This is a genomic window from Pseudomonas sp. GCM10022186, from assembly GCF_042656385.1.
GTDB lineage: Bacteria > Pseudomonadota > Gammaproteobacteria > Pseudomonadales > Pseudomonadaceae > Metapseudomonas.
The window spans coordinates 75,596-88,925 of record NZ_JBHSOU010000064.1; the positions used below are offsets into that span (position 1 = coordinate 75,596).

At 57.9% G+C, this 13,330-nt stretch carries 11 protein-coding genes and 1 tRNA gene; all 12 read left to right on the forward strand.

The window, feature by feature from the left end; translation table 11 throughout:
• Positions 1–41 precede the first annotated feature (41 nt).
• The 12 genes from pheS to ACFPU0_RS22770 all read left to right on the forward strand — a co-directional run bounded on the left by pheS (position 42) and on the right by ACFPU0_RS22770 (position 12,987).
• A complete protein-coding gene (gene pheS / locus ACFPU0_RS22715) occupies positions 42–1,058 on the forward strand; it encodes a phenylalanine--tRNA ligase subunit alpha (protein WP_377695553.1) in 1,017 nt (338 codons plus the stop codon).
• A gap of 36 nt (positions 1,059–1,094) precedes the next feature.
• Positions 1,095–3,473, forward strand: coding sequence for a phenylalanine--tRNA ligase subunit beta (pheT, locus tag ACFPU0_RS22720; protein ID WP_377695554.1), 2,379 nt, complete (start codon positions 1,095–1,097; stop codon positions 3,471–3,473).
• 3 nt (positions 3,474–3,476) lie between these two features.
• On the forward strand, positions 3,477–3,779 hold the full coding sequence (ihfA, locus tag ACFPU0_RS22725) for an integration host factor subunit alpha (RefSeq protein WP_044874623.1): 303 nt from the start codon (positions 3,477–3,479) through the stop codon (positions 3,777–3,779).
• Entirely contained in the window at positions 3,760–4,116 is a 357-nt protein-coding gene (locus tag ACFPU0_RS22730) for a MerR family transcriptional regulator (RefSeq protein WP_377695555.1), read from the forward strand. The genes ihfA and ACFPU0_RS22730 overlap by 20 nt, the downstream gene beginning before the upstream one ends.
• A gap of 85 nt (positions 4,117–4,201) precedes the next feature.
• Positions 4,202–4,278: transfer RNA gene (locus ACFPU0_RS22735), tRNA-Pro, on the forward strand.
• 391 nt (positions 4,279–4,669) lie between these two features.
• Positions 4,670–6,205, forward strand: a complete 1,536-nt coding sequence (locus ACFPU0_RS22740; protein ID WP_377695556.1) for a DNA cytosine methyltransferase — start codon at positions 4,670–4,672, stop codon at positions 6,203–6,205.
• Positions 6,193–8,208, forward strand: coding sequence for an ATP-binding protein (locus ACFPU0_RS22745; RefSeq protein ID WP_377695557.1), 2,016 nt, complete (start codon positions 6,193–6,195; stop codon positions 8,206–8,208). The genes ACFPU0_RS22740 and ACFPU0_RS22745 overlap by 13 nt, the downstream gene beginning before the upstream one ends.
• The gene (locus tag ACFPU0_RS22750; RefSeq protein ID WP_377695558.1) at positions 8,208–10,571 is read left to right on the forward strand and encodes a Z1 domain-containing protein; all 2,364 of its coding nucleotides are present in this window, start codon (positions 8,208–8,210) and stop codon (positions 10,569–10,571) included. Before ACFPU0_RS22745 ends, ACFPU0_RS22750 begins: the two co-directional genes overlap by 1 nt.
• Positions 10,564–11,556, forward strand: coding sequence for a PD-(D/E)XK motif protein (locus ACFPU0_RS22755; RefSeq protein ID WP_377695559.1), 993 nt, complete (start codon positions 10,564–10,566; stop codon positions 11,554–11,556). Before ACFPU0_RS22750 ends, ACFPU0_RS22755 begins: the two co-directional genes overlap by 8 nt.
• Entirely contained in the window at positions 11,540–12,037 is a 498-nt protein-coding gene (locus ACFPU0_RS22760) for a very short patch repair endonuclease (protein ID WP_377695560.1), read from the forward strand. The genes ACFPU0_RS22755 and ACFPU0_RS22760 overlap by 17 nt, the downstream gene beginning before the upstream one ends.
• Entirely contained in the window at positions 12,034–12,588 is a 555-nt protein-coding gene (locus ACFPU0_RS22765; RefSeq protein WP_377695561.1) for a hypothetical protein, read from the forward strand. Before ACFPU0_RS22760 ends, ACFPU0_RS22765 begins: the two co-directional genes overlap by 4 nt.
• 198 nt (positions 12,589–12,786) lie before the next feature.
• Entirely contained in the window at positions 12,787–12,987 is a 201-nt protein-coding gene (locus tag ACFPU0_RS22770; protein WP_377695562.1) for a helix-turn-helix transcriptional regulator, read from the forward strand.
• Positions 12,988–13,330: the final 343 nt, after the last annotated feature.

Sequence of the window (13,330 nt, forward strand, 5' to 3'; positions counted from 1 at the left end):
GGCCTTGCGCTCTTCCCCTATTTCGTATCTGGAGTCTGTAGATGGAAAATCTGGATGCGCTGGTCTCGCAAGCGCTTGAGGCCGTGCAACAAACCGAAGACGTGAATGCCCTGGAGCAGATCCGCGTTCACTACCTTGGCAAGAAAGGCGAGCTGACCCAGGTGATGAAGACCCTGGGCGACCTGCCGGCGGAAGAGCGCCCCAAGGTCGGCGCCCTGATCAACGCCGCCAAGGAGCGCGTTCAGGAAGCCTTGAACACCCGCAAGGATTCGCTTGAGCAGGCAGCCCTGGCCGCCAAGCTCGCGGCCGAGCGTGTCGACGTGACCCTGCCGGGCCGCGGCCAGGCCTCCGGTGGCCTGCACCCGGTTACCCGCACCCTGGAGCGCGTCGAGCAGTTCTTCACCCGCATCGGCTACGGCATCGCCGAAGGCCCCGAGGTGGAAGACGACTACCACAACTTCGAAGCGCTCAACATTCCCGGCCACCACCCGGCCCGGGCAATGCACGACACCTTCTACTTCAACGCGAACATGTTGCTGCGTACCCACACCTCGCCGGTACAGGTGCGCACCATGGAGTCCCAGCAGCCGCCGATCCGCATCGTCTGCCCCGGCCGCGTCTACCGCTGCGACTCGGATATCACCCACTCGCCGATGTTCCACCAGGTCGAAGGCCTGCTGATCGACGAAGGCATCAGCTTCGCCGACCTCAAGGGCACCATCGAAGAATTCCTCCGCGTGTTCTTCGAGAAGGATCTCGGCGTGCGTTTCCGCCCGTCCTTCTTCCCCTTCACCGAGCCGTCGGCCGAAGTCGACATGTCCTGCGTGATGTGCAGCGGCAAAGGCTGCCGTGTGTGCAAGCAGACCGGCTGGCTGGAAGTGATGGGCTGCGGCATGGTGCACCCGAACGTGCTGCGCATGTCCGGCATCGACCCGGAGAAATACCAGGGCTTCGCCTTCGGCATGGGCGTCGAGCGCTTGGCCATGCTGCGTTATGGCGTCAACGACTTGCGCCTGTTCTTCGACAACGACCTGCGCTTCCTTGCGCAATTCCGCTAGGTCGCAGCGTCCGAAACGAATCCCAGGAGTGAGCAAATGAAATTCAGTGAACACTGGCTGCGGAGCTGGGTAAGCCCGCAGGTATCCCGCGACGAGCTGGTGGCTCGTCTGTCCATGGCCGGCCTCGAAGTCGACAGCGTCACCCCGGTGGCGGGCGCCTTCAGCGGCGTGGTCGTGGGCGAGGTGCTGAGCACCGAACAACACCCCGACGCCGACAAGCTGCGCGTCTGCCAGGTGAGCAACGGCAGCGAGACCTTCCAGGTAGTGTGCGGCGCGCCCAACGTGCGCCCCGGCCTGAAGATCCCCTTCGCCATGATCGGCGCCGAACTGTCGGACGACTTCAAGATCAAGAAGGCCAAGCTGCGTGGCGTCGAATCCAACGGCATGCTCTGCTCGGCCTCCGAACTGCAGATCAGCGATGACCACGACGGCCTGATGGAACTGGCCGCCGACGCCCCCGTGGGCCAGGACATCCGCCAGTACCTCGGCCTGGATGACGTGATCATCGAGCTGGGCCTGACCCCCAACCGCGGCGACTGCCTGAGCCTGTCCGGCCTTGCCCGCGAAGTGGGCGCGCTCTACGCCGCTCCGGTCACCCGTCCGCAGGTCGCTGCCGTCGCGCCGGCCCATGACGAAGTGCGCCCGGTGGAAGTCTCCGCCCCGGCCGCCTGCCCGCGCTACCTCGGCCGCGTGATCCGCAACGTCGACCTGTCCAGGCCGACCCCGCTGTGGATGGTCGAGCGCCTGCGCCGCGCCGACGTGCGCAGCATCGACGCCGCCGTCGACATCACCAACTACGTGATGCTCGAACTCGGCCAGCCGATGCATGCCTTCGACCTCGCCGAAATCAACGGCGGCATCCGCGTGCGCATGGCGGAGGAGGGCGAGAAGCTCGTCCTGCTGGACGGCCAGGAAGTCAGCCTGCGTGCCGACACCCTGGTGATCGCCGACCACACCCGCGCCCTGGCCATCGCCGGCGTCATGGGTGGCGAGCACAGCGGCGTCAGCGACAAGACCCGCGACCTGTTCCTCGAAGCCGCCTTCTTCGACACCATCGCCGTCGCCGGCAAGGCCCGTTCCTATGGCCTGCACACCGACTCCTCGCATCGCTTCGAGCGTGGCGTGGACTTCCAGCTCGCCCGCGAAGCCATGGAGCGCGCCACCGGCCTGCTGCTGGAAATCGTCGGCGGCGAAGCCGGCCCCATCATCGAGGCCGCCAGCGAAGCCCATTTGCCCAAGGTTGCCCCGGTGACCCTGCGCGCCGAGCGCATCGCCCAGATGCTAGGCATGGAAATGGATGCCGCCGAAGTCGAGCGTCTGCTCACCGCGCTGGACCTGAAGGTCACCGTCGAAGGCGCCGGCCAATGGCGCGTCGAGGTGCCGAGCCACCGCTTCGACATCAGCCTGGAAGTGGACCTGATCGAAGAGCTGGGCCGCCTCTACGGCTACAACCGCCTGCCGGTTCGTTACCCGCAAGCCCGCCTGGCCCCGCGTGCTCGTGCCGAAGGCGCCGTCGAACTGCCGGCCCTGCGTCGCCTGCTGGTGGCCCGTGGTTACCATGAAGCCATCACCTACAGCTTCATCGATCCCAAGCTGTTCGAACTGTTCACCCCGGGCGTGAAGCCGCTGATGCTGGCCAACCCCATCTCCGCCGACATGGCGGCCATGCGCTCGTCCCTGTGGCCGGGCCTAGTCAGCGCCCTGCAGCACAACCTCAACCGCCAGCAGTCCCGCGTGCGCCTGTTCGAAAGCGGCCTGCGCTTCGTCGGCCAGCTCGAAGGCCTGAAGCAGGAGCCCATGCTCGCCGGCGTGCTCTGTGGTTCGCGCCTGCCGGAAGGCTGGGCCCACGGTCGTGATGGCGTGGACTTCTACGACGCCAAGGCCGACGTCGAAGCCATCCTCGGCGCCGCTGGCGACCTGGGCGCCTTCAGCTTCGTGCCGGGCGAGCATCCCGCCCTGCACCCGGGCCAGACCGCCCGCATCGAAAGAGCAGGGCGCCTGGTTGGTTTCGTTGGTGCCCTGCACCCGGAACTGGCCAAGGCCCTGGACCTGGATCAGCCGGTCTACCTGTTCGAGCTGGTGCTGGCCGAAGTGACCCAAGGCAAGCTGCCGAGCTTCAGCGAACTGTCGCGCTTTCCCGAAGTGCGCCGTGACCTGGCGCTGCTGGTGGATCGCGAGGTCCCCGCCGAAGCCGTACTGGCCACCATCCGCGAAGCCGCCGGCGAGTGGATGACCGACCTCAGGCTCTTTGACGTGTATCAGGGAAAAGGTATTGATCCGCTTAGAAAAAGCTTGGCGGTCGGCTTGACCTGGCAGCATCCATCGCGCACTCTTACTGACGATGAGGTGAGCAACACGACGCAAAACATCGTCACCTCGCTTGAAGACAGGTTCAATGCCACGTTAAGGAAATAGCGTATGGGGGCTCTGACGAAAGCTGAGATGGCTGAACGTCTATATGAAGAGCTTGGCCTGAATAAACGGGAAGCCAAGGAACTGGTGGAGCTGTTTTTCGAGGAAATCCGTCAGGCGCTGGAGCACAACGAACAGGTGAAGCTGTCCGGATTCGGCAACTTCGACCTGCGCGACAAGCGTCAGCGGCCTGGCCGGAACCCGAAGACAGGTGAGGAGATCCCGATCACGGCGCGCCGTGTGGTCACTTTCCGTCCAGGGCAGAAACTCAAAGCCAGGGTCGAAGCTTATGCTGGAACCGAGTCATAACGACGAGTTACCGCCCATTCCAGGCAAGCGTTACTTCACTATTGGCGAAGTTAGTGAACTCTGCGCAGTCAAGCCCCACGTGCTGCGTTACTGGGAGCAGGAATTTCCCCAGCTCAACCCGGTAAAGCGGCGCGGCAACCGGCGCTACTACCAGCGCCAGGATGTGCTGATGATCCGGCAGATCCGGGCGCTGTTATACGATCAGGGCTTTACCATCGGCGGGGCGCGCCAGCGCCTCTCCGGGGATGAAGCCAAGGAAGACACCACGCAGTACCGGCAGCTCATCCGCCAGATGATCACCGAGCTCGAGGACGTCCTCCAGGTTTTGCGGAAGTGAAGATTTTTTAAAAAAACCTTCCACAATTCAAAAGCTTAATGTATAGTTCGCTCCGTTCCAGCAACACGGAACGAGCAACAAACGTCGGGGCGTAGCGCAGCCTGGTAGCGCACTTGCATGGGGTGCAAGGGGTCGAGTGTTCGAATCACTCCGTCCCGACCAAAAATCCCTAGAAAATCCAAGCACTTACGGGTGCTTGGATTTTTTTATGCCCGCAATTTTTCATGGCTGATCTAATAGCGATCCTCCTGGTTGCCAATTGGTTGCCAATTGAGATTGGCTTGAGAGCGATTGGGGATTAGGATCGATCAAGAAAGCAGAGTGCTATCTGCGTCCTGCACGATGCGAGGATGACGGCGCTGATCAACAAGGGCTGCAGGCGATACAGGCGCGAGAAGGCACAGAGAAATAACTATGAGCAGCAGAATTCTATTCAGCAGGCCCCATATGGGCTGCATTGTACGACTCAACATCAGGGGCTTGGGCAATGGCTGGGTCTAACGCTATCCGGCGAAAGATCGCCCGGCTGAACGCAGGCAATCCGCCGAGATTCATGGATCTTTTCGCCGGATGTGGAGGAATCTCTCTCGGTTTTGCCACTGCCGGATTCGAGCTGGTTGCCTCGGTAGAATTCGATTCATGGGCCGCAGAGTCACATGGAGCCAACTTTGCGGGGATAAGCCACGGTGTGAACCGGGAGGCCCATTTCAAGGCGCGCGACATCACAAAAGAAGATCCTGTATCGATATTTCGTGATCTAGGAATCGGTGGCGCTGTGGACGAACAGGTGGACGTGCTCGTCGGGGGACCACCCTGCCAAGCCTTCTCCCGTGTTGGGCGTGCCAAGCTCCGTGCTGAAGCGCATCGCCGCGAAGAGGACGATGCCGAAATCGCGTTCCTGGTGGATGGTCGCGTAAACCTGTGGCAGCGCTACCTGCACTACGTCCGTGAAACCAAGCCGCTGGCTCTGCTCATGGAGAACGTGCCTGACATCCTGAATCACGGGGGCAAGAATGTTGCTGAGACCGTTGCCGAACACCTTCAAAAGGAAGGCTACATAGTTCGCTACACACTGCTCAACGCCTCGTGGTTCGGAGTTCCCCAGACCAGGGAGCGGATGTTCCTTATCGGAGTTCACAAAGACCTCGATCAGGACGTCCTCTTTCCGTCTCCAACTCACTTTTCGATCCTCCCCTCTGGCTACGAGGGTACCAGGGCGACAGCGCGGAAACTGATTCCGCAGTCCGTGATACACGGAATGTGGAAAGAACATAGCCATTGCTGGATCAATGATCCGTCCATTGAAGACGGTCTGCCTTCAGCGACCACCGCCAGTGAGGCACTTGCCGATTTGCCTCCGATTTACGCTCTTGACTTGCTGGACAACGGTCAGATCTCACGCGGCCGAAAAGATCCGGCCGAGTCTGTGCAGTACACCTCAGGCACGCCAACAACCGCATGGTCCAGACTAATGCGGCAATGGCCAAGCTTTGGTACCGAGGATCGGACCACGGGTCACGTGATCCGATACCTTCCGCGCGATTACAAGATCTTCAATCTAATGGAAGAGGGCTGGCAGTACCCGGAGGTTTGGCGATTTGTCGAGGAAAAGCGGCTGCAGTTGATGAACGAACTGTGGCGATCTGGCAAAGGTAAATCACCGGATACGACTCAGATGGACGAGCTCATCAAGTCATGGACGCTTCCCTACGACCCCGGAAAGTTTCCAAATAAGTGGTGGAAGCTGTATCGGGACAAACCAGTGCGCACCCTTCTCGCTCATCTTGGCAAGGACTCATACAGCCACATTCACTTTGACAGCGAGCAGGCAAGAACCATCTCAGTACGTGAAGCTGCAAGGTTGCAATCATTCCCCGACGGGTTTGTTTTTCGTGGAAGCATGAATCCGGCATTCAAGCAGATTGGTAATGCTGTACCTCCGCTCGTAGCCTATTCCATTGCGACGACAATACGATCAATGATCGGTTGCCAGACGCTGCCCGACATACGTAGAGAACTGCTTGGATTAAACAAGAAGACGTTGGCCACGACCACAGGAAGGAATAGCGAGGAACTATGCGTTTCCTGATACTAAGAATTCTCACCCACAGTGAGCTCGGAATGTTTCACGAGTATCGCAGACAGGGGAAGGAGGGCTCAAAGCAACGTGCTGTCAACTTTGACTGGGATGTAGTGGACCGCGTATTCCCGGCGGCAAAAGACTCCGACACCATTGAGATGGCCCTCCGGTATGATACCGATGGTGGGATCGGTGAGGCACATCAGTGGCTGAAGCGGCAAGATAAGAACTGGCGCATGGAGGGCAACTGCCCCACCGACAAGTGTTATCACTTCGTAGCACCAGGTTGCTTGTTTGCCATGGAGATCGAGGCCGGCGCAAGTCCAGCCATCGGGTCGTGGGCTGTGTTTCCTGCGGAGCATCAGGTAACCAAGTTAATACTTGCCGATGGAGAAAGCAGCAGGCTGGCCAAGTCGGCCATGATCGCCCTTCACGACGACGAGGGGGAGCGCACGTGGCGGACCCTCAGTGAAGCGCGGCCGGATCTTTTCACTCCCTCTAAAATGGAATTAGGTGAGGAACCAGGCTCTGTGAAGTCACTTAAGAATGGAGTCAAACTGCCCCCCAATCCTGCTCGTCTGGTGAATCTCCTAGCGGCGGTGGGGCACACTATGCCGTCCGCTATCGCTGACTTGGTAGACAACGCCATCAGCGCCGACGCCACTGATATCGCCATCACCTTCGGTCGTCCGGACGGTGGTCATGGCCGATGGATGAGTATCACCGACAACGGTTGTGGCATGGATTCAGCCACGCTGGCTGAGGCAATGCGGCTCGGCAGCGATTCCGAATACGAGAACAATAGTCTCGGCAAGTACGGCTACGGTCTGAAGGGGGCGTCCTGGTCGCAGGCCAAGGTTTTCACTGTCGTGACCAAATGCGACGGCGCGCAGGTCAATCATCTCACCTGGGATGTCGACGACATGGACGGCTGGATCGCCAAGTCGGACCCGCTGGAACCGTGGGAGCAGGGGGCGGCAGCCCTCGGAAATCATGGGACAGTCGTGCTCTGGAAGGATATGCGCCCGCCGCAGACGATGCCGACCACCCGAGGTCTTGATCCCTATTCGTCAGAAATCATGCTTCTGGAACGCCATCTCGCGCTGGTATTCCACCGTTTTCTCGAAGCCAAGGCTGCAGGCCGGAAGAAGGTGACGATCACCATCAACGGCAACCGCGTCGAACCGAACAACCCGGTAGGACATCCGCTGACCTCGTCGTACGACGCAAAAACGATCCGCATACCCACCGAAAGTGAGGACGGGAAGGTCTTTGTCCAGGCCTTCCTTCTCCCCACTGAGGACGAGATCGCTGAGTACCACAAGGATGGGGAGGCGGCCGAAGCTCGCCGTGCCCAGGACTTGATCGGTCTCCACGGCAAAAGGAATGAAACGCAGGGGCTCTTCATCTACCGCCATGATCGCCTGATCAAGTGGGGTGGTTGGCATCAGATTTGGGAGACGAACGATGAGAAGACCAAGCTTGCGCGAGTGGTAGTCAATTTCGACAAGGTGCTGGACGACGCATTCAAGATCAATATCAGCAAACAGATCGTTCAGCTTCCAATGCAGCTTCAAGCTGAGATCAAGACTCTCGCCAGCGTTGCCCGCAAGGACAGTCAGAAGAAGTACCGGAAGCCAAGGCAAACATCCGGTGCATCCCCAGCCAATGCCCCCGCGTCGAAAATCACCGGAAGCAGTAGTGGCGTGACAAATGGCACTGGATCGACCTCCACACCATCACCTACACCTGCCGGAACACCAAATACATCATCAACCCCGTTGCCGCGTGTCGGCGTGAAAGAAGTCAAGACCGACAAGTTCATGTGGAAAGTGACGAAGGGGCTGACCGGTTCCGTCGACATTCAAGTAAGCGAACTCAGCCCAAGCCTGTCCGCACTGGTGAAGCAACTCCGGTCTGATCCACAGGCGCTTGCACACTTGGTGGCCTTCCTGGGCGGACTGGATGAAGTTGAGACCCAGAAGCAATTGATGGCTGGAAGAGAGTCTTGATGGGCACTGTTCGGGTCATCGGCGCGGTACCACAGAGGCCCAGCTGGACTGACCGCCTCTCCACCAAGTCGTGGTGGTATTGGAAACGGCTTGAGGTGCTGCTGCGCTCGGATCCGAAATGGGAGCACCAGCAGGTGGATTCGGTGTCTGCAGAATCATTACGGGTTCTGCAGTATCTGCCTGATCCGAAAGCCAGCACGCTCTTTCAAGGGCGGGGGCTTGTGGTCGGCTATGTGCAGAGCGGGAAGACGGCGAATTACACCGCCGTTGCTGCACGCGCAGTGGACGCTGGTTATCGGATGGTGATCGTTCTATCCGGCATCCATGATTCTCTTCGGAATCAGACCCAAAACCGCTTGGAACGGGAATTGGTTGGCGATCAGCGCATCGATCTGCATGAGCTGGATGATTCCAGTGAATGGGTCACCCTGACGACGCCAACCGAGGATTTCCAGGTTCAGAAGGAAAACGTCCTCCAATCAAAAGGGCCGTTCCTTGCCGTTGTTAAGAAAAACGTTCCTGTCCTCCAGAAGCTGGACCGCTGGCTGGAGTCATCAGAGCAGTTTCTTGATGATTTGCCGGTCTTGATTATTGATGACGAAGCCGATCAAGCATCTATCAACACCAAAGGCAACAGACCACTTGATGCATCGGTCGGCGACGAGGATGACGAAGACGAGAATCTCGCGCCTTCCCGGACCAATGCTCTTATCCGCTCCATTTTGAAGCGGACAAAGAAGGCGGCCTATATAGCCTATACAGCCACACCTTTTGCCAACATCTTGATCAACCCGGAGGCGGTTGATCGCCACGTGGGTGACGATCTTTTCCCCAAGGATTTTGTCATCCAGTTGCCTCGGCCGAACGGGTACACAGGTACCGAGGAGCTGTTCGGCGTATCAGCCCAAGGACGTGATGTTCTGCGGACGGTGGCCGAGGAGGATGTGAAGGCGTTGCGGGGAGCTCGCAGACGCCGGAGGACCGAGATCGTCTTGGAGCAGGCGGCTGACACATTGCCGAACTCGCTGGCGGATGCTGTCGTTTCGTTCTGTCTGGCGGGAGGCGTGCGGATTCTACGGGGGTTCGCGGGCAAGCCCCATACCATGCTCGTGCATGTGAGTCAGCGGACGGCTGATCAGAGCCGCATTGCCGATGCCGTCCGCGACCAGTTGGACCTGTGGCGTGAGGCCGACCGCCAAGGACAGCGGCTCGAAGGAATCTTTGGTCCGGTCTGGGACGGGATGAAAGTCGGTATCGATGCTCCCGCCGACGATGAAGCCGTCCTCAAGGCCGCTATCGGCGTCCTTCGGGAACTCGTGGTCCTCGAACTCAACAGCGTCACCGGTGAGAATCTGGAATATGACGAGAAACCAGGCAGGCACATAGTAGCAGTTGGAGGCAATCGACTTTCCCGAGGACTGACCCTTGAGGGGCTGACGGTTTCCTATTTTCTGCGCACGGCGTCAATGTGTGACACCTTGCTCCAGATGGCACGCTGGTATGGGTTCCGTCGTGGCTACGAGGACCTGATCCGGATATGGACGACTGACGGGATAGCACGATGGTTTTCCGAGCTGGCCCTGGTCGAGCAGTCGCTACGTGACTCGATCATTGCCCTGGCTCGTGCGGGCCGCCGGCCGGATCAGATGGCGATCCGACTTCGAGCGCACAGTGATCTCCTGCTGACGGCACGCAATAAATCCGGAACTGCGCTGTCGCAGCAGGATTCCTGGTCGGGTGAACACCCGCAGACGGTTCTGTTGCCCCTTTCGGACTCGGCGAAGCTGCAATCAAACCTCGCTCTGACTGACCGACTTATCGAGGAGCTTTCTCCCTCAGCAAAATGCCAAGGAGGAATGCTGGTGCGAGACGTGCCTCCAGAAACCATCGCGGCATTTCTGCGGGGCTATCAGATCCACGATGACATTGTCGTCTTCCGCAATGACCTGCTGGCCGACTGGATCATGGGGCGGTCAACCATCGGTGAACTGACGGACTGGTCCGTCTTTGTGGCGTCTCCGGCGGATGGCAGGTCGACTGCCTTAGGCGGCCGGGAGATAGGCCTCGTCCGACGCAAGCGCGTCAGCAGCGAAAGCATCGGCATCCTGACCGATCCGGCGCACGAGGGCGTAGATCTGCCACGAGGTCCGGATGCCTACAAACGGGACAGCGGTGCCTATGACGCCGAGGCCATGCGCGCGGCCAGGCCGTCCACTCAGGGTCTTCTTCTGATCTATCCGTTGGACCCTGAATACCTCGGCATTTCGAGCAGCGAGCCGGTTATTGCATTGGCCTTGAGCCTGCCGCAAACGTCGGACGCGGGAACGACGTGGATTATGAACAGCATGGTGTCCAATGGTTGATGGTCTTACACCCACACATTGGTCACAGCTGCGAGCCCAGCGGCCACAAAGCGAGGATGCTCTCGCAGTCATTCCGATCATCGTTGACGGCAATGAAACCACTTTGTCCTCGGCAATGGATCAAGCCGGTCTGCTTCACCTGCTGATCCCCGTGGCCCAGGGACCGGCTGGGGCACCACCTGCAGACTTGAATGGACTGAAAATACGGCACCGGCGCTTGGAGACGGGGGATGTTCTGGATCTTTCGGCACCGCCATCACATGAGCAGGTCTTCACCCCGTTCTGCAACGAGATTGTTGATGCTGTTGTGCGCCAGTCACGTGAACCATGGAAGGCTGTGGCTGCCATCGTTCGCACATGGCAGTCAGCCTGGAAGCCTGCTCGCCAAGCTATGGACAAGATTGTTCAGATAGGCCTCTTTGGGGAATTGTTGGTGCTTCGTTCGCTGATGATTCCAATTCTAGGGCCAGCTGCCGTCGATCAGTGGAGCGGCCCGGAGTTTGAGCGTCACGACTTCGTCGGCGATCAACTTCATATCGAGGTGAAGACTACGCGCAAGAGTCGTCCAGAGCATGAAATCTCTCGCCTGGACCAGCTGTGTGCACCTGCTGGATGCCAACTGCTGTTCGTGTCTGTTCAATTGGAAGAGAGCATTGGCGGCGACGAGTCGCTGGCCAGCCACGTGGATGCCATCATTGACCTCCTTCGAGGAGATGCGGCCGCCTTAGACCTGTTTATGACCAAGATGGCAAACATGGGATGGTCTGAGGAGGTAAGGAGCTCTGGAGAGCTTCTGCGCTTCTTCGTGCGGGGTGCAGATGTCTACGCCGTGGACGACGACTTTCCTCGTCTCCCCGACGGTTTTTCCCTACCTTCTGGGGTGGTTTCAGTGAAATACACCATCGATCTGGTCAATCTGCCATCGTTGGGAATGGATGAGGTTGGCGCGATCATCAAGGCAGCAAACAATGGCTGCGGGTTCTGACCGATCCCGTTCGGGAGAAAAGCAAAAGGAACGGCAAAACCGGAAGCCCAAAGCTGAACCGTTGACCCGATCCGAGAACATGTCCCGTATCCGGGGCAAGGACACCCAGCCTGAGATGACGGTGCGCCGCGCGATCTGGGCGGCCGGGCTACGCTATCGTTTGCACGACAAGCGGTTGCCGGGGAGTCCGGACCTGGTGTTTCCCGGTCAGCGTACTGTTGTTTTCGTTCACGGCTGCTTCTGGCACTGCCATGATGGATGCAAAGACTTCCGCATCCCCAAAACCCGTACGGAGTGGTGGGCTGAAAAGCTGGCGCGTAATAAGGCGCGCGATTCGGAGGTCCGCGCAGAGTTAGAAGCTGCAGGCTGGCATGTCTTTGTGATTTGGGAGTGTGAAGTGGTCAATCAGGTACTGCTTAATGAGCTTGTAAGTAGACTAAAACTGATGCCAAAAAAACATGAAGCTGCGAAGTATTTATGAAAGAAAGCGATCACAGCTGCAAAAAAAACCATGTGGACCTTAAGTCTTTACGCGATATCGATCTTCTAGAGCTTCGCAGTGCAGTTGACAGGGAAGCTAGGCAACGGGGATTGAGCTTTAACGTTGGAGAGATCGGTGAAAAGCTCGCCATTTCCCTTTTCAAAGAGCGACCGGATCTCCCGGTTTTAGCACCAGCTCCGAGAGGAACAAAAAATATTGATGCCATCTCCAGAGATGGAAACCGATACTCGATCAAGACTTTACAAAGAGCCAGGAAGACAGGGACGGTATATCCTGATCCAGGCGACAAGGATCGAAGACTCTTTGAATTCATTTTGGTCGTTCTTATCAATGACGAATTTTCGCTTGAACGCATCATTGAGCTCGACTGGGAGCAGTTTTGTACTGTCCGCAGTTGGGATGTGAGAATGAACGCTTGGTACATTGCCCGTTCCCATCGAGCATTAAGCATCGGTCGTCAGATTTACCCCAAAACTGAATCTGTCGCTCCTCTCAAGGCTGAAGGAAATCTATCTCAACTCGTCAGATAATGAGGCTAAAGGATCTTCATTTCGGAAATTTTGGCATGCACTGGCTTATGGCGGAGTTGAATATCTCGGCAAAGCGGAAAAATTGGAAAGCTTGCTTATAACTGATTGGTTCCTTGACGTGAAAGCTGTTAAAGGCAGTTGGGCAATTTCTGCTGAACTTGATGGCTTGGTGGTTCGTTTCGGTATGGTAGATATTTCATGAGAGTCATTCGTCTGAACGTAGTCATCGAGACCACCGGCCTTGCTCGATCAACAATCTACAAGCTCATCGGTGAGGGTGGATTTCCGAGACCTATCCCGTTGGTGGGGCGCAGCGTCGGTTGGCTTGAGAGTGAGGTTCAGGAATGGATCAAAGGCAGGGTTGCCCAAAGGGATATCATGAATTGCTCGATAGCCTGAATCGGCCCCAGTTACTTTCTGGGGCTTGTGATCAGAGCTACTAAAAGTGGCATGTTTTAGTTGTTTGGAGTTTTCCTTAGTGTGCGGCTAAATATTTTCAGCTTCATTGATCTTGTCATGCATCAGCTGTTTATTCTTTTGAGTGCTATTGTAGGGTTTAAATGAGCGTAGTGGATGCGCGGTATGACAGGCTCTTTCCGCGGAGAGCCGTCCTTCAAGACGAAGTTGTCCTTGCCCAAGCTTGGAAGAAAACACATACATTCATACGGCAACATAATTGGTATGCGGATACTCTAGAGCTAGATGCATCTGCAGTTTGCCTGGCGAGCAATTTAGCCGATTG

Excerpts from the sequence above, each read along its gene's own strand:
- pheS (WP_377695553.1), top strand. The coding sequence starts at position 42 with ATGGAAAATCTGGATGCGCTGGTCTCGCAAGCGCTTGAGGCCGTGCAA.
- pheT (WP_377695554.1), top strand. The coding sequence starts at position 1,095 with ATGAAATTCAGTGAACACTGGCTGCGGAGCTGGGTAAGCCCGCAGGTA.
- ihfA (WP_044874623.1), top strand. The coding sequence starts at position 3,477 with ATGGGGGCTCTGACGAAAGCTGAGATGGCTGAACGTCTATATGAAGAG.
- ACFPU0_RS22730 (WP_377695555.1), top strand. The coding sequence starts at position 3,760 with ATGCTGGAACCGAGTCATAACGACGAGTTACCGCCCATTCCAGGCAAG.
- ACFPU0_RS22740 (WP_377695556.1), top strand. The coding sequence starts at position 4,670 with ATGGATCTTTTCGCCGGATGTGGAGGAATCTCTCTCGGTTTTGCCACT.
- ACFPU0_RS22745 (WP_377695557.1), top strand. The coding sequence starts at position 6,193 with ATGCGTTTCCTGATACTAAGAATTCTCACCCACAGTGAGCTCGGAATG.
- ACFPU0_RS22750 (WP_377695558.1), top strand. The coding sequence starts at position 8,208 with ATGGGCACTGTTCGGGTCATCGGCGCGGTACCACAGAGGCCCAGCTGG.
- ACFPU0_RS22755 (WP_377695559.1), top strand. The coding sequence starts at position 10,564 with ATGGTTGATGGTCTTACACCCACACATTGGTCACAGCTGCGAGCCCAG.
- ACFPU0_RS22760 (WP_377695560.1), top strand. The coding sequence starts at position 11,540 with ATGGCTGCGGGTTCTGACCGATCCCGTTCGGGAGAAAAGCAAAAGGAA.
- ACFPU0_RS22765 (WP_377695561.1), top strand. The coding sequence starts at position 12,034 with ATGAAAGAAAGCGATCACAGCTGCAAAAAAAACCATGTGGACCTTAAG.
- ACFPU0_RS22770 (WP_377695562.1), top strand. The coding sequence starts at position 12,787 with ATGAGAGTCATTCGTCTGAACGTAGTCATCGAGACCACCGGCCTTGCT.